Below are 15,121 nucleotides of genomic sequence, written 5' to 3' on the forward strand. Positions count from 1 at the left end.
AGGGAAACAGCTCTTCAGCCAATTCCTGCACGGTCATATTGGCCCGCATCGCCATTACTGCCGTCTGGATCAGTTCTCCAGCCTCGGCGGCAACTGCCTGCACTCCCAGCAAGCGGCCTGAATCCTGTTCGACCACCATCTTGATAAAGCCGGCGGTGTCGAAATTCACCAAGGCGCGCGGCACACTGTCCAAACTGAGCACGCGAGTATCGACCCGTAAGCCCTGCGTGGCCGCCCGCTCTTCCGTCAGGCCAACGGTCGCCACCTGCGGATCGGTAAAAATCACTGCCGGCATGGCACTGAGGTCAAGCAAAACGTCGCCGCCGGTCATATTGACCCCGGCCCGGCTGCCGCCGGCGGCGGCCACATAGACGAACTGCGGTTGGTCGGTGCAATCGCCTGCCGCATAGATACCCGGCACGTTGGTTTGCATTCGCTCATCCACCTGAATTGCGCCACGCACTGTCTTTACGCCGATCTGTTCCAGGTTCAGCCCTTCGGTATTGGGTGTGCGCCCGGTGGCGATCAACAGCTGCTCTCCGCGCAATTCCCCGGCATTGGTGTCCAGAACGAACTCGCCATCAACGTAATCAACCCGGCTGGCCTGGGTCTTCAGCAATACCCGGATGCCTTCCCGCTCAAATGTCTTCCGAACGGCATCGCCAACAGCCGGATCGTCACGGGAAAGCAGCCGGCTGCGCGCCAAGATGGTTACCTGACTACCCAGCCGCGCAAAGGCCTGGGCAAGCTCCAATGCCACCGCCGCCCCCCCGATCACCAACAGGCGCTTCGGGATGACGGGAAGCGACAAGGCGGAGGTGGAAGTCAGGTACGGCGTATCGGCCAACCCCGGAATGGGTGGGATCGCCGGTCGCGCACCCACCCCAATAAAGGCCCGATCAAATTCGATCCGCCGCACTTCGCCCTCCGGGGTGGTGACGGCGAGCGCATTGGCCGCCACGAATTGCGCTGTTCCCTGGATCAGGGTAATGGCCGGGTTGTCACGTAGAATACGGGCGTACTTGGCCTCGCGCAGCGCTTCCACCAATCTCTGCTGTTGTTCCAGCAGTCTGGCACGATCTACGAGCGGTGCCCGGGCGCCGAGCCCATCGTCAAAGGGGCTATTGCTTCGAAGGTGAGCGATATGCGCCGCTCGGATTAGGGTCTTCGACGGTATGCATCCGGTATTCACGCAGGTGCCACCAATGGTGTCTCGCTCGATCACGGTTATCCGGGCGCCGCGTTCCGTCGCTTTCAATGCCGCGGCCATGGCGGCACCGCCGGTACCGATAACAGCAATGTGTATTGCTTGCGCTTCACTCATGACAGTTTCCTATCCGAAAATTACCCTACAATCTCATTACTTCTGATCCGTCGAGCCTTGTTTGAGGGTGGATGGATAACCGGCGTTGGCCGTGGCTTCAATCAACGTTGCGACGGAGGTTTGCGTGTCCTCGAAGGTGACCCTGGCTTCGCGCCGCTCGAAGCTGACATCGACCTGCCTGACACCCTCGACCCGGTTGAGCGCGGTCTTGACGGTGATCGGACAGGCGGCGCAGGTCATACCGGGCACATCCAGCGTGACGGTCTGCTCCGCACCCCAGAGGGGTAAACTGAACAGGGCAAACAGTGAACTCACAAGTAAGGACTTTTTCATGTTGCGGACCTCTCAGTAAAACAGGGGTAGGACATAGGGGAACACCGCGGCGATGGCGATCAACAACGCTACGAACCAGAAGGCGGCTTTGTAAGCGCCATGCACCCTGGGTGCAGCGCACACATCGCCGGGTTCACAAGCCCTGGCCGGCCGGTATATCTGGCGCCAGGCCAACACCATGGCCACCAGGGCGGCGCCCAGAAACCAGGGACGATAGGGTTCCAATGCGGTTAAATTACCGATCCAGGCGCCGGAAAAACCCAGCACCACCAACACCAACGGTCCCAGGCAACAGGCAGAGGCCAGCAAGGCTGCGACACCCCCGGCAAGCAACGAACCGCGTCCCGGTTTGGATTCAGGCATGGACAAATCTCCTGTTGTTTCATTCACCACTGTGGCAAGCTTATCTCCGTAGTTGACTACGGAGTCAAGCATCGTGTCCGGTTCTAAATCCACCTCCATGACCATCGGCAGTCTGGCCAAGGCCGCAGAGATAAACGTCGAAACCATTCGCTACTACCAACGGCTGGGGCTGATGACGGAGCCAAAAAAGCCCTTAGGCGGGATTCGCCGCTACGACGACGTCGCGCTGGCACGGCTTCGATTCATCCGCAGGGCACGATGGCTGGGATTCAGTCTGGAGGAAATCGGAGAACTGCTGAAACTCGAAGACGGCACCCATTGCGACGAGGCCAAAGCACTGGGCGAGCGCAAGCTGGGCAACGTGCGAGACAAGATCCGCAGCCTTCAGCAAATTGAAGGCGTGCTCGACCAACTCGTCGAGGAATGTTGTACGCAGAAGGACAATGTCACCTGCCCGCTGATCGGTTCCCTCCACGAGGGGTTTGATACAGCTACCAAATGATGGAACACATGACAAAAATATCGTCGCAACTAGTCGGATGCGATGTGCAAGGTCCAAACCAAAAAAAACGAGACCAGCCTTTGGGCAACCTACCCCCCCAGCTGGCGAAACTCTATTTCGGACAATGGCCTGAGTTGACCGAACCTTGATTTATGGTAGACTTCTGCTCTCTTCACACAGGGGTCACTTGATAACCGAATGGCAAAAAACTGGACGCTAATACTGTTTGCGGTCTTGATGGTAGTGCAATCACTATCCATCGCCGCTGATGTATTGCCCATCCATTCGGATCACCAACCCCATGAGTTGGCGGATATGTCCGGGGGAGACGGTTCAACCCAAGCGACAGACCCGTCACCGGGATCAGACCACAACACACCGCCCGGCCATTGCCACTCCTGCCATTGCCATGGCTCTCATATGCTGCTGTCCATACCGCTGCCCACGCTGCCGACTGCCTCATCTAACCAGGTCACACTACGCTATACCGTCGACCACCCCTCTCCCTCCATCGCTGCGATCCTCCGTCCGCCCATAGCCTAACCTCACTTTCCGGTCATCGACCGGCACCAGGATTTTTCAAAAATCTTTACGTGAGGTAATTCATGTCCATGCTATTCCGTTTGCGTCCGGATTCAGGCCGAAGCCTGATAATCCGGACAACGCGCCTGCTGATTTGCGGCGCGCTGCTAAGCCTGTCCGGGCTTATCCAGGCCGCTGACCGCGACCCGGTAACACTGACGCTAGCCGAGGCGTTCGCCCGGGTCCTCAGTGATAACCCCGAATTGGCGATGTATCCCTACGATATTCGCGCGGCCGAGGCGCGGGCCCTCCAGGCCGGGTTCCGACCCAACCCACAGGTCTCTCTCGACGTCGAGAATATCGCCGGTAACGGCGAGTTCTCGGGCACCGACGCCATGGAAACCACCCTGGCGCTTAGCCAGGTCATTGAGATGGGCGGCAAGCGCCCTCTGCGCCGGGATGTCGGCCAGTGGCGTCGCCAAACCGTCGAGCGCGATTACGAACTGGCCCGCCTCGACGCACTGTCGGCGGCGGCCAGCCGTTACCTGGAAGTGGCGCAAACCCAGCGCCTGCTGGCCTTTGCCCGGCAAGTCGTGGACTTTACCAGCACCGCAGAAAAGGTCGCCCAAAGACGGTTTGACGCAGGCAGCGCCAGTCGGGCGGAACTGAGCCGCGCCCGCACGGACTTGATGCAGGCCAAGCTGGCGGTGAGCAATCTCACCGTGCGCCTGGGCAATGCTAAGCGGCGCCTCGCGAGTCTGTGGGGCGAAACCTCGGCGGATTTTGGTGATGTAGAGGCCGAACTCTTCGCGTTAGCGCCGACGCCTGAGTTTGCCAGCGTCCAACTCCAACTGGAGCGGGCCCCGCAGCTGCAACAGTTTATAACCCTGGAAAGACTGCGCCAGGCCGAACTGGACCTGGCCATTGCCCGGGGCCGGCAGGACATCGAAGTCGGCGCGGGCATCAGACGGGTCGAGGGAACCGGCGATACGGGTGTGGTTTTTTCGTTTTCCATGCCTCTTGGCGTCTCTAACCGCAACCAGGGCGACATCAGGGCCGCGCGGGAGGATCTGGCGAAACTGGATCTCGAAGAGAAAGCCACCCGGGTGAAGGTTTTCACGGAACTGCGCAATGCCTTCGCCCAACTGGAACAGGCCCGTGAGCGGGTTACCCTGCTGCGTGAACAGATACTGCCCGAGGCACAGCAGGCATTGGCGCTGATTCAGGAAGGCTACGGCGACGGGCGTTTTTCCTATCTGGAACTGGTGGAAGCCCGGCGCCAGCTGCTGTCCTTCGAAACCGAGGCCGTTGCCGCCGCCACCGATTTTCACCAAACCCTTATCACCCTGGAGACCTTGACCGGCCAGCCGCTCACGGGGGAGCGTCAGTCACTCTACCCCACCGGCGCGGCCAATGATTTCCGGTCCAATCTGCGCCTGCCCACGCTGGACAGCATCGATGATAAAGCGTCTCTTTCGCCACAGGATGAATCACAATGAACAAGTTACTGAATTATTTAATGGGCGGCTTGCTGCTTGCTGCCATGGCATCTCAAAGCGCAATCGCCGCCCCATCAGATCAAGGCGCTCACACCGAAGAAGGCGCTCAGCACGCAGATGAAAAGCAACACTCGGAAGAGGAACATGCCGGGGAAGATCACGCTGAAGATGAAGGCGACCATGCCGAAGAAGCCGGTCATGAAGGCCATGAAGACGAAGAGCCCGAGCTGACTTTTAGCGCCGACCTGCTACGGGACTTTGGTGGTGAAATCGACACTGCTGAAGCCGGTGTGATTCGCCAACAGGTCTCGCTGCCCGGCGAGGTGAAACTCAACGAGGAGGCCGTGGCCCATATCACGCCCCGCTTTGCGGCAAAGATCGTCGAGGTACAGGCAAAAACCGGTGACCGGGTCAAGGCCGGCGATGTGCTCGCCGTGGCCGAGAGCTCCGAGACCCTGTCTCGCTTTCAGCTGAAATCCCTGATCGACGGCGTGGTTATCAAACGCCACGTCACCCTGGGAGAACACCTGGCGCCCGACGATACCGCTTTTGTCGTCGCGAACCTGTCCACCCTGTGGGTGGATATTGCCCTCTATCCCAAGCAGGTGCCGCTGGTAAAAACCGGACAGCCGGTGCGAATCACTACCAGCCATGGCCCTGCACCCGTGGAGACCAGCCTGGACTATGTGGCGCCGCTGGTAGACGAGGCCACCCGCACAGGCCTGGCGCGGGTCTTCCTGGCCAATCCTGACAATGATTGGAAGCCGGGCATGTTCATTGAAGGCCAGATTACCCTGGGAGAATTTCCTGCAGAGGTGGTGGCACCTAGAACCGCCGTTATCGACCTGGAGGGCCAACCCACAATATTCGTTCAGCACGACGGCAGCTGGGAACCCCGTCCGGCCAAGCTCGGTCGCGGGGACAGCGACGCGGTGGAGATATTGGCGGGCCTCGACGCGGGTGAACGCTATGTCGCCAAGGGTGGCTTCGTGCTCAAGGCCCAGCTACAGAAAAGTGAATTCGAATCCGGTCACAACCACTAATCGCGGGAGCACAGTATGCATACTCTTATTCGTTTTGCGCTGGAGAACCGACTGTTAGTGGTCGTGATCTCTCTGGCGATGCTTATCGGCGGTTACTTCGCCTATCGCACCCTGCCGGTTGACGCCTACCCGGATATTTCACCGGCGTTGGTGCAGGTCTTTGTGGAAACCGAAGGCCTGGCGCCGGAGGAGGTGGAGAAATACGTCACCTACCCCATCGAAAGCGCCATGAATGGCCTGCCGCAACTGGATCATGTGCGGTCGATCTCCAACTTCGGCTTGTCGGTGGTCAATATCTACTTCGAGGATGGCACCGATATTTACTTCGCCCGCCAGCTGGTGGGGGAACGACTACAGGTGGCCCGGGAGGCTATTCCCGACGGTTTCGGCGAACCGGTGATGGGCCCCATCACGACAGGACTCGGCCAGATTCTGTTCTACGTGCTGGAGGACACCAGCGGGCAATACAGCAACACCGAGTTGCGGGAGATCCAGGACTGGATCGTCAAGTTCAACCTGCAGACGGTAAAGGGCGTTACCGAAGTTCTTTCCATCGGCGGTGAGGTCAAGCAGTTCCAGGTGCGTATCGACCCCGACGCGCTGATCCGCTACGACGTGTCGCTGCCCGACATCAAGGAGCGCATCGAGGCCAACAATGCCAACGCCGGGGCCCAGTTCATCGTCAAAAACGATGAGCAGTACATCGTGCGATCGGTGGGTCTGGCCACGGATCTTGAAGCCCTGCGCAACATTGTGGTGAAAACCATCGACGGTACACCCGTCTACCTGCACCAGTTGGGCGAACTGGACATCGGCGGTGAAATCCGCCGCGGGCTCACCAGCAAGGACGGCGAAGGCGAAGTGGTCGTGGGCATGGTATTGAAGCTCATTGGCAGCAATACCTCCCAGGTGATCGGCGCCGTCAAGGAGGAGCTGGCCACCATCAATGCCAACCTGCCGGAAGGTATCGAGGTGCAGCCCTATTATGACCAGGCGACCCTGGTCAAGGCGGCTGTCAGTACCGTTATCAATGCACTACTGCAAGGCATTATTCTGGTGGCGCTGGTGCTGTTGGCGTTTATGGGCGGGTTCAGACCTAGCCTGGTGGTGGCGCTGTCGATTCCGTTCTCCGTCGGCTTCACCTTTCTCGCCATGAAATTCTTCGACATCTCCGCCAACCTGATGTCGCTGGGCGGGATTGCCATCGCCATCGGCATGATGGTGGATGGTGCGGTGGTCGTGGTGGAGAATATCGACCGAATGTTGCGCGAATCCTCCCCGGACGAATCGCGCCTGCACCTGGTGGCGCGGGCCTGCCAGTCAGTGGCGCGCCCGATTCTGTTTGCCATCAGCATCATCATCATTGTGTTCCTGCCGCTGTTCACCTTGCAGGGGGTGGAAGGGGCGACCTTCCGGCCACTGGCCTATACCGTAGCGGTGGCCATGCTCGGATCCCTGTTCTTTGCCCTGATCGTGGCACCGGTGGCCTCCTCCCTGCTGATGAAGCGCCCCGAGACAGACCCCGACAAACCTCGCAAGGACATTGTCAGTTTGCTGCTAAAAGGCTACCAACCTCTGGTGGAGGCCATGGTGGCACGCCGCTGGATTGCCGTGACCCTAGCGGCAGTGGTCCTGCTCATCGGCGTTGCTGTCGCCCCGCGGCTGGGCTCGGAATTTGTGCCCCGCTTTAATGAAGGGGATTTGCTGATCCGCGCCACCATGGCGCCATCTATCTCGCTGGAAAAAGCCGAGACGACTATCAGCGTATTCGAGCGGCAATTAATCGAGGCATTTCCCGAGGTCACCCAAGTGGTATCGCGCATAGGCCGCGGTGAAGTCGGCGCCCACGCCGACCCGGTGAATAACGCCGAGATATTCGTCGCACTTAAACCGCAGGATGAATGGCAAAGTGCGGAGACGCTGGATGGCCTGTATGCAGCCATGAGTGAAAAATTCGCGGATTTCCCCGGCGCGCAATTCAACTTCACACAGCCCATTGCCGCGGCCGTGGATGAACTGCTGACTGGCACCAAGGCGGAACTGGCTGCCAAACTGTTTGGCGATGACCTGGATGTGCTGGTCGAGAAAGCACAGGCTATAGAAAAGGTGATGCGCACCGTGCAGGGCGCTCAGGATGTTCAACGCGACCAAATCGGCGGTACGCCGCAATTGCGCATTTCGTTGAACCGGGAGGCTATTGCCCGTTATGGCCTCAATGTCAGCGACGTGCAGCGCACCCTGAGCGTCGCCGTGGGCGGCAGCGAAGCCGGACAGGTGTTCGAGGGTATCCGCCGCTTTGATATCTATGTGCGGCTTAAGGAGCCCGCACGCAATCGAGTCGATGTCATCGGGCAGCTCATTATCGAAAATGCCACCGGGCAGCGTATTCCCCTGGAGGAACTGGCAACCATTGAGGAAGTAGTCGGGCCGCGCCAGATCACCCGAGAAAACAACCAGCGCTTTATCACCATCCAGACCAATGTCCGCGACCGGGATATTGGCTCCTTCGTGGCTGAAGCCGATGCCGCAATTGCCAAACAGGTGGATTTGCCGCCGGGCTATTTTCTCAAATGGGGCGGACAATTCGAACTCCAGCAGCAAGCCAACAAACGCTTGATGATCGTGGTGCCCATTACCCTGGCACTGGTGTTCCTGATGCTGTTCGTCAACTTCAGGTCCCTGCGAAACGCCTTGTTGATCATGCTCAATATCCCGCTGGCGCTGGTGGGCGGTATCGTCGGTCTATGGCTAAGTGGCCAGAGCCTCTCGGTGCCGGCTTCGGTAGGGTTTATCGCCCTGTTTGGTATCGCCCTGGAAAATGGGCTGGTGTTGGTGAGTTACCTGAATGAGCTGGTCAGGGACGGCGTGTCTATTGCGGAAGCCAGTGTGCGGGCGGCCTGCGCCAGGCTGCGCGCGGTGATCATGACCGCCGTGACCACCGCTCTAGGGCTTTTTCCGTTGCTGTTCGCCACCGGCACCGGCAGCGAAGTGCAGCGGCCATTGGCGACCGTCGTGGTCGGTGGACTGGTGACGGCCACCATACTGACCCTACTGGTTCTTCCCGCACTGTATCACTGGTTTGCCGACAAGCCCGCTGATATGAGCGAATCCCATTAACCTGGAGCGATTGTCATGCAAGAGATCAAAGCCTATATCAAACACCGCAAACTAGAAGCCGTGACCCTGGCCCTGCACCGAGTGCAGGGCGTCACCGGCATGAGTGTCGCCCACGTTGTCGGCTTCGGCCGCAGCAAAGTCAATACCAGCGCCGCCAACCCGATCGATGGCGCGGGGGATTTTGTCAAGCACGTGAAAGTGGAAATCGTGTGTCACGATCAGTACGTGGACGAAGTCGTCCGCGTACTGAAAACCGTGGCGCACACCGGACTGCGAGGAGACGGCCGTATTTTTGTCAGCGACGTCAATCGTGCGATCCGGATCGAGGACGGTGCCGAGGACAGTACGGTTGTCTGAGAAAAGAACCCGCCCTCTTCAAGCGGGCGGGTTCCATTTCAGCTGTCGCTCCCTCTGCGCCTGATGATTTATCTTCAACAGGAGCTGTGACTCATGACCTTGTACAGTCCGTTCAAGCCGTTTTGGATGGCTTTACCGTGCAGGGTTATGACGACAGGACAAGATTATGAGTGATTCACCCAAGCATCGAAAAACTGACCCGAAGAATGCTCCCTCCTTTCGAACACATCGTATCCACGCCATCAACAGTGAATGGTATTTTTTAACCCGTGAAGGTCAAAATATCGGGCCATTCCCGAACAAAAAAGCGGCAGAAGAAGGCCTCGCAGAATTCCTGAAAGCTGTCAAGAAGGATGAGTAAACACTGGCCCAAAATCCACAAAGTTATCGATACAAAAGTCCGTTACCGTGAGCCGGAAGAAATCAGGTAAATCCATGACCCAGTCAGTAGAAAGAAACAGCATTGATCTAGCCTATAAAGCAACTGGCCGTAAGTTTTTGGACAGGGAAACCGCCGGAGGGCTGCTTCTGATTGGAGCCACCGTCATCGCTCTGGTGTTGGGTAATTCTCCCTGGGCAGACGCTTATCACCACTACCTTAAAGATGAACTTCTTTTTGAGCTGTCCGAGCATTTTACTTTCCGTCTGACACTCGAAGAGTGGATCAACGACGGCCTTATGGCCATATTCTTTCTGGTGGCTTCTCTGGAACTGAAGCGGGAAATTCTGGTAGGCGAATTGTCATCCCTAAAGAAAGCCTCCATGCCACTTTTGGGAGCGCTTGGCGGGATGGTCGTCCCGGCCCTGATTTTTGTCGCCCTGAATGTTGACACAGAAAATATAGCCGGCTGGGGTATTCCGATGGCGACTGATATTGCTTACTCCTTAGGCATTATCGGATTACTGGGAAAACGCGTGCCTTTGCAACTTAAAATCTTTTTGGTTGCACTGGCTATAGTCGATGATTTGGGAGCCATACTCGTCATTGCTTTGTTTTATAGCAATGACCTGAGTTGGTTATATTTAGGGGCAGGAGCAGGCACTTTCACTCTATTGATACTATGCAATCGCCTTGGCGTAAAAAATCTTTTTTGGTACCTATCGGGAGGCGTCGCTTTGTGGTACTGCTTTCTGAATTCAGGCGTTCACCCCACCATTGCCGGCGTACTGATTGCCATCACCATACCCGTAAAACCCAAATTGGACAGTAAAACCCTGAAAGAACGCACCGCCAGAAATGTTGCGGCACTGGAAGAGACGGACATAGAAAACCGTGACCCATTCCAGGATAGTCGTCAACGAAAAATTCTAGAAGCCATAAAAAAAGACACTGAAAACTCAAGCCCACCACTACTGAAATTAGAAAATTCGTTAATTGATTTTAACGTCTTTTTCATTATCCCTGTCTTCGCTATTGCTAACGCGGGCGTTAAATTGGATGTCAGTTTATTGGAGGTGGTATCGGGTTCCCTGGGCCTGGGTATATTGCTAGGTCTCGCGCTTGGAAAGGCATTAGGAATAACCCTCTTCGCGCTAATCGGTGAAAAGCTGGGCATAGCCGAATTGCACAGCTCACTGAGATGGCGGCATGTGGTTGGCATGGGCATGATAGCCGGCATTGGATTTACCATGTCGCTGTTCATCACCAACCTGGCGTTTAGCGACCCTGAATTGATCAAAATATCCAAGATCAGCATCCTGTTGGCGTCGCTGATTGCCGCCGTTGTCGGTGTTGCCACGTTGTTGATCGGCACTGCGCGAGATAGCCACGAAAACAGGAAGAAATAAACGATGTCCGATGGTATTCGTGTTCAATTCGCGGCTTTTCTCGCCGCAGGAGGCCTGGCTACCGCCACTCACTGGGCGCTCATGGCATCTCTGATCGCCGTGACAGTTCAACCGGTCACGGCCACAGCTGCCGGAAGTGTGGCTGGCGCTGTCGCCAACTACGGCCTGCAGCGGCGACTCGCTTTTCGCAACGCGCGTGGCCACGGTCGAACACTTTGGCGATACCTGGGCTCCTGCGTGTTCGCATGGTTCGCCAACTTCGCCCTCTTTACGTTGCTGAACCACGGTATGAATCTACCCGTTATCGCGGCACAGGCAACTACCACGGCGCTGGTGGCAGTACTGAATTTTGTAATTTATAGGAGTTTGATATTCCATGAGCCTACAATCTGATCCACAGCAAGCAACACGCCGTGAACTGCTATTATCGATAGTCGTTCCGGTCTTTAACGAACGCACGATGTTGCCCGTTTTTCTTGAAAACCTACTGCCAATTCTCCAATCGCTAGCCCTGAAATCGGAGGTTGTTTTCGTCGATGACGGCAGTCAAGACGGCAGTGCTGAATATCTGAAACAGATGATATCCAAAATGCCGGGCATCAAATTGCTAAAGCTGAGCCGTAACTTTGGCAAGGAGGCGGCGGTAACCGCTGGCCTGGAGCACTGTGGCGGAGACGCCGTCATCGTGATGGACGCGGATCTACAGGATCCACCGAAATATATTCCGGCCATGGTCGATGCATGGCAATCCGGTTCCGAGGTGGTACTGATGCAGCGGCGTTGCCGTAACGGCGATTCCCGGCTCAAGCGCTTGAGCGCCCACCTGTTCTATCGGCTGCTCAATGTCTCAAGCCGTACCGAAATTCCTGTGGATACCGGTGATTTCAGGCTGATGAGCCGAAAAGCAATTGACGCTTTACTCAGCCTCAATGAGCGCAATCGATATATGAAAGGGCTATATGCATGGATTGGCATGCCTACCCACACCCTACAGTATGAGCGGGAGCCTCGCGTAGCTGGCGAGACCAAGTGGAGCTATCCGGCGCTTGTCGGACTCGCCTTTGAGGGGTTGACGTCGTTTTCAGTATCGCCATTGCGATGGGCGATCGGCTTGGGAATCTTATCCGCCACTTCAGGGCTCGCCTGGGGGCTTTGGATTTTTATTAAAGCGCTATTGGTTGGAGATCCAACCAGCGGCTATCCATCCCTGGTGTCCATCATCACTTTCCTGGGCGGAGTTCAGTTGTTCAGCATCGGCATAGTCGGTGAATACATCGGCAAGATTTACCTGGAAACCAAGCAAAGACCCATCTATATCGCCGAGAAAATTATCGAAAGCCAGCAAGCAAAATACTGCATCCGATCAGTCCAGCAGGAGCCGTTTAACAATGTTGCCGAAATATAGCTATTGGCTGCTGGCTCTGGCAGCGATTCTTTTAAGTCGTTTTGTCGGTATGGCGATATTTCCTTTCGCCGATACCACGGAGCCGAGATATGCGGAAATTGCACGATTGATGGTAGAAACGGGGGACTGGATCACCCCCTGGTTCGAACCGGGCGTACCATTCTGGGGAAAACCTCCCCTGTCATTCTGGTCACAGGCTGCGGCAATCAAATTATTTGGACTGTCAGAGTTCGCCCTGCGCTTGCCGTCGTGGCTAGCCACTATCGGCATGGTCTATCTCACATGGCGGCTCGCCTTGCAGCTTTGGGGCAGTCACGTAGCCCGCTGGTCGGCGCTGATCTTTTCCAGTATGGCCCTGACCTATGTAAGCGCCGGCGCTGTGATGACGGATGCCTTCTTGGCGCTTGGGACAACACTCTCGCTCGTGAGTTTCTGCCTAGCGACGCAGGAACAGGGCTTTGCCTGGCGCTGGTTATTTTTTTTGGGCCTGACCATCGGACTGTTGTCCAAAGGACCACTGGCAGCCGTGCTGGTGGGAATTCCGATTGTGTTGTGGTTATTGTTTCGAGGCGGGAAACTCAGCGATTTGAAAGCGCTGCCGTGGCTGCGGGGAGGCTTGATAACCGCCGTTCTGGTACTGCCCTGGTATGTTTTGGCGGAACTCCAGACCCCGGGATTTCTGGATTATTTCCTCGTCGGCGAGCACTTCCGCCGGTTTGTCGTGCCCGGCTGGGCGGGGGATCTCTATGGCAGTGCGCATCAATATCCACGGGGCACCATCTGGGTTTTCTGGCTCATGGCCAGCTTCCCGTGGGGGATACTGGCCCTGTTTATGCTCATTGCTGCCACGGTGAGAAGGCGATTGGCGGCAAAACGCATTTTGAATGACCGGATGACGCTGCTGTTACTGCTTTATGCCCTGGGGCCGCTGCTACTTTTTACTCTCGCGGGCAATATTCTGTGGACGTATGCGCTGCCTTCGTTACCCTTTGCGGCGATACTGATCGCAAGACCGGTTTCGGCGCTGAGTGCGCAGTCGTGGCCCGGGCGCCTGCGCGCACCTGCTGCCGCTATCACCCCGCTGCTGTTGACTAGTGTCGTTATCACTGTCGGCAACAGCTTAACCCTCGTCAAGTCGGAGAAGAGCCTGGCCAACTACTACAGTCGCCAGAGCAGGCCCGCCGACAGCCCCTTACTATATTTGGATAAATTGCCATTCTCCGCGCGCTTTTACTCTCAGGGGCGGGCTCGAGCGGTAACAGCGGAACAGTTTGAAAACATGCGCGAGCGGCGGGAGTATCGGCGGTATTTTGCAGTGATCCCTGCGCGCTGGCCAAATGAGCGCATAACCGCATTGTTTGGCGACGCCAGTACCGAATTCACAGACCGCCGACATCGGCTATTGTCAATCCAAGAGCGGGCCGTGGATCTTGTGCCTTCGGCCAAAGGCCGATAATTGACCGGGATTAATTCCCACACTGACCTGGCCGGGCTGCCACGCAGCCGGGATGTTACTGGAGACGATAATCCAGCTCCTTGACCTCATGGAAAGTTACGGACACCGCCGATGCATTGCAACTATTATCCAAAACCGCGCCTAACTAACCGAAAACTGACACATGGAGTACTAAGTAACTATCATGAAGAGCAGACCACCAAAGCAAATCTCTCCATTCATTCGAAGATTAGCATTCCATGGCGCGCTAGGGGCTATCCTCGGCGTTTTACTGTTACATCCGCTGATCACGGCAGTTTTCTTTCTGGAATTCAAGAGTCAGTTCGATATTCCGTCAGAAAGTATCTGGGATTTTGCCATAACTAGATTACAAACAAATGCTTGGTTTGAACTGGTCCCCATGAACGCCATTTTCGCGTTGATTGGTGCCTCATTCTCTATCGTCATCAGCGCCTACTCCCGCACACTCGACGCACAACAAAGACGCGTTTCGTGGTTGGAAAAAGAACTGGATATGAATCTCTTGTATCTCGTGGATGCAGGTGAGAGCGAGTGTCTGGAATTCAAATCCTCGCTTCGGTGGGACCAGCGTAAGCAGGAATCTAACAAGTCTCTTGAAATGGTGGTCGCCAAATCCATAGTGGGATTAATGAACCATTGCGGGGGCAGCCTAATAATCGGAATAGACGATGACGGTCAAATTATCGGGATCGAGGCGGACTGCCAAACCTTGAGGCACAAGAATACGGACGGTTTTGAGCGAGCAATCATGGACCTGGTACGCACAACGCTTGGTGCGCACGCCTGCACGCTCGTTCACTGCCAGTTTCCGGTGATAGACGACCGCCAAGTCTGCCGCATCGTTGTTGAAAAAGCGTATGCTCCGATCTACCTCCAAGACGGAAAAGTCGCACGGTATTTCGTTCGTACAGGAAACTCGACGAGGGAACTGGATGCCCGTGAGGCCCAAGAACACATCACACAGGGATATCATGTAGAAAACCAGTAGAGGAGACAATCACGCGTCAGCTCGTATTGCGCTTGCATAAGCCCCATGTGCTCTATATCGATTGGTGTCGCGCTATTATCAACCTGACGCACACACCGGGCAGAAGTGTCAAACAGTGAATTCGGTGCAGAATATATCATCTACGTCTACTTTAACGGATAAAGACAAAAACACTGGAGAAAGAAGTTGGCTTGGAAATTACAGTTGCAGCTTGCGAGCAGAACAATCGCCAGCGCGGCAGCAGCGTTGTGTGCCTGCGGCTTTGGGTTAGTCTCGCAGCATATTCCAGGTACCGATCCCAGTCGCGCTTTGGTTTCAACAAAAGATAGGATGTGCAACCATGGATAGAACACTTCGCCTTGACCTCCCGCTCCTCCTTCCCGACACGCCGGATGCGCATGGG

General features: G+C 56.3%; 15 protein-coding genes. 11 read left to right on the forward strand and 4 right to left on the reverse strand.

The window, feature by feature from the left end; genetic code table 11:
* The 3 genes from merA to merT form a co-directional block, all read right to left on the reverse strand.
* Positions 1 to 1,324 (reverse strand): mercury(II) reductase (gene merA, locus AC5DB9_RS15510; RefSeq protein ID WP_348680365.1); only part of this gene is annotated, 1,324 nt, incomplete at its 3' end.
* Positions 1,325 to 1,360: 36 nt separating this feature from the next.
* Positions 1,361 to 1,657, reverse strand: a complete 297-nt coding sequence (gene merP / locus AC5DB9_RS15515) for a mercury resistance system periplasmic binding protein MerP (RefSeq protein ID WP_348680366.1) — start codon at positions 1,655 to 1,657, stop codon at positions 1,361 to 1,363.
* Between the two features lie 12 nt (positions 1,658 to 1,669).
* On the reverse strand, positions 1,670 to 2,020 hold the full coding sequence (gene merT, locus AC5DB9_RS15520; RefSeq protein WP_348680367.1) for a mercuric ion transporter MerT: 351 nt from the start codon (positions 2,018 to 2,020) through the stop codon (positions 1,670 to 1,672).
* Between the two features lie 73 nt (positions 2,021 to 2,093).
* Here merT and merR point away from each other — a divergent pair, with 73 nt between their 5' ends.
* The 11 genes from merR (at position 2,094) to AC5DB9_RS15575 (ending at position 14,718) form a co-directional block, all read left to right on the forward strand.
* A complete protein-coding gene (gene merR, locus AC5DB9_RS15525) occupies positions 2,094 to 2,522 on the forward strand; it encodes a mercury resistance transcriptional regulator MerR (RefSeq protein WP_431603795.1) in 429 nt (142 codons plus the stop codon).
* Between the two features lie 605 nt (positions 2,523 to 3,127).
* On the forward strand, positions 3,128 to 4,543 hold the full coding sequence (locus AC5DB9_RS15530; RefSeq protein WP_348680368.1) for a TolC family protein: 1,416 nt from the start codon (positions 3,128 to 3,130) through the stop codon (positions 4,541 to 4,543).
* Positions 4,540 to 5,586: an efflux RND transporter periplasmic adaptor subunit gene (locus AC5DB9_RS15535; protein ID WP_051229910.1), complete on the forward strand. Its 1,047-nt coding sequence runs from the start codon at positions 4,540 to 4,542 to the stop codon at positions 5,584 to 5,586. The genes AC5DB9_RS15530 and AC5DB9_RS15535 overlap by 4 nt, the downstream gene beginning before the upstream one ends.
* Before the next feature lie 15 nt (positions 5,587 to 5,601).
* On the forward strand, positions 5,602 to 8,703 hold the full coding sequence (locus tag AC5DB9_RS15540) for an efflux RND transporter permease subunit (RefSeq protein ID WP_273034624.1): 3,102 nt from the start codon (positions 5,602 to 5,604) through the stop codon (positions 8,701 to 8,703).
* Between the two features lie 15 nt (positions 8,704 to 8,718).
* The gene (locus tag AC5DB9_RS15545) at positions 8,719 to 9,060 is read left to right on the forward strand and encodes a P-II family nitrogen regulator (RefSeq protein WP_273034626.1); all 342 of its coding nucleotides are present in this window, start codon (positions 8,719 to 8,721) and stop codon (positions 9,058 to 9,060) included.
* 166 nt (positions 9,061 to 9,226) lie between these two features.
* The gene (locus tag AC5DB9_RS15550; protein WP_047012787.1) at positions 9,227 to 9,421 is read left to right on the forward strand and encodes a DUF6316 family protein; all 195 of its coding nucleotides are present in this window, start codon (positions 9,227 to 9,229) and stop codon (positions 9,419 to 9,421) included.
* A 74-nt stretch (positions 9,422 to 9,495) separates the two neighbouring features.
* A complete protein-coding gene (gene nhaA / locus AC5DB9_RS15555) occupies positions 9,496 to 10,848 on the forward strand; it encodes a Na+/H+ antiporter NhaA (protein WP_273034629.1) in 1,353 nt (450 codons plus the stop codon).
* 3 nt (positions 10,849 to 10,851) lie between these two features.
* Positions 10,852 to 11,241, forward strand: a complete 390-nt coding sequence (locus AC5DB9_RS15560; protein ID WP_273034631.1) for a GtrA family protein — start codon at positions 10,852 to 10,854, stop codon at positions 11,239 to 11,241.
* Positions 11,225 to 12,253: a glycosyltransferase family 2 protein gene (locus tag AC5DB9_RS15565; RefSeq protein ID WP_273034633.1), complete on the forward strand. Its 1,029-nt coding sequence runs from the start codon at positions 11,225 to 11,227 to the stop codon at positions 12,251 to 12,253. Before AC5DB9_RS15560 ends, AC5DB9_RS15565 begins: the two co-directional genes overlap by 17 nt.
* A gap of 49 nt (positions 12,254 to 12,302) precedes the next feature.
* Positions 12,303 to 13,709 (forward strand): ArnT family glycosyltransferase, encoded by a 1,407-nt coding sequence (locus AC5DB9_RS15570; RefSeq protein WP_491732084.1) that lies wholly within the window; start codon positions 12,303 to 12,305, stop codon positions 13,707 to 13,709.
* Positions 13,710 to 13,893: 184 nt separating this feature from the next.
* Positions 13,894 to 14,718 (forward strand): AlbA family DNA-binding domain-containing protein, encoded by an 825-nt coding sequence (locus AC5DB9_RS15575; protein ID WP_288368186.1) that lies wholly within the window; start codon positions 13,894 to 13,896, stop codon positions 14,716 to 14,718.
* Positions 14,719 to 14,869: 151 nt separating this feature from the next.
* Here AC5DB9_RS15575 and AC5DB9_RS15580 read toward each other — a convergent pair.
* Positions 14,870 to 15,121: hypothetical protein (locus tag AC5DB9_RS15580; protein ID WP_491732083.1), on the reverse strand; the 252-nt coding region annotated here is incomplete at its 5' end.

It is taken from the genome of Spongiibacter sp. (genome assembly GCF_984394615.1).

Excerpts from the sequence above, each read along its gene's own strand:
- AC5DB9_RS15530 (WP_348680368.1), top strand. The coding sequence starts at position 3,128 with ATGTCCATGCTATTCCGTTTGCGTCCGGATTCAGGCCGAAGCCTGATA.
- AC5DB9_RS15535 (WP_051229910.1), top strand. The coding sequence starts at position 4,540 with ATGAACAAGTTACTGAATTATTTAATGGGCGGCTTGCTGCTTGCTGCC.
- AC5DB9_RS15545 (WP_273034626.1), top strand. The coding sequence starts at position 8,719 with ATGCAAGAGATCAAAGCCTATATCAAACACCGCAAACTAGAAGCCGTG.
- AC5DB9_RS15550 (WP_047012787.1), top strand. The coding sequence starts at position 9,227 with ATGAGTGATTCACCCAAGCATCGAAAAACTGACCCGAAGAATGCTCCC.
- merT (WP_348680367.1), bottom strand. The coding sequence starts at position 2,020 with ATGCCTGAATCCAAACCGGGACGCGGTTCGTTGCTTGCCGGGGGTGTC.
- AC5DB9_RS15560 (WP_273034631.1), top strand. The coding sequence starts at position 10,852 with ATGTCCGATGGTATTCGTGTTCAATTCGCGGCTTTTCTCGCCGCAGGA.
- AC5DB9_RS15540 (WP_273034624.1), top strand. The coding sequence starts at position 5,602 with ATGCATACTCTTATTCGTTTTGCGCTGGAGAACCGACTGTTAGTGGTC.
- AC5DB9_RS15565 (WP_273034633.1), top strand. The coding sequence starts at position 11,225 with ATGAGCCTACAATCTGATCCACAGCAAGCAACACGCCGTGAACTGCTA.
- nhaA (WP_273034629.1), top strand. The coding sequence starts at position 9,496 with ATGACCCAGTCAGTAGAAAGAAACAGCATTGATCTAGCCTATAAAGCA.
- AC5DB9_RS15570 (WP_491732084.1), top strand. The coding sequence starts at position 12,303 with ATGGCGATATTTCCTTTCGCCGATACCACGGAGCCGAGATATGCGGAA.
- AC5DB9_RS15575 (WP_288368186.1), top strand. The coding sequence starts at position 13,894 with ATGAAGAGCAGACCACCAAAGCAAATCTCTCCATTCATTCGAAGATTA.
- merP (WP_348680366.1), bottom strand. The coding sequence starts at position 1,657 with ATGAAAAAGTCCTTACTTGTGAGTTCACTGTTTGCCCTGTTCAGTTTA.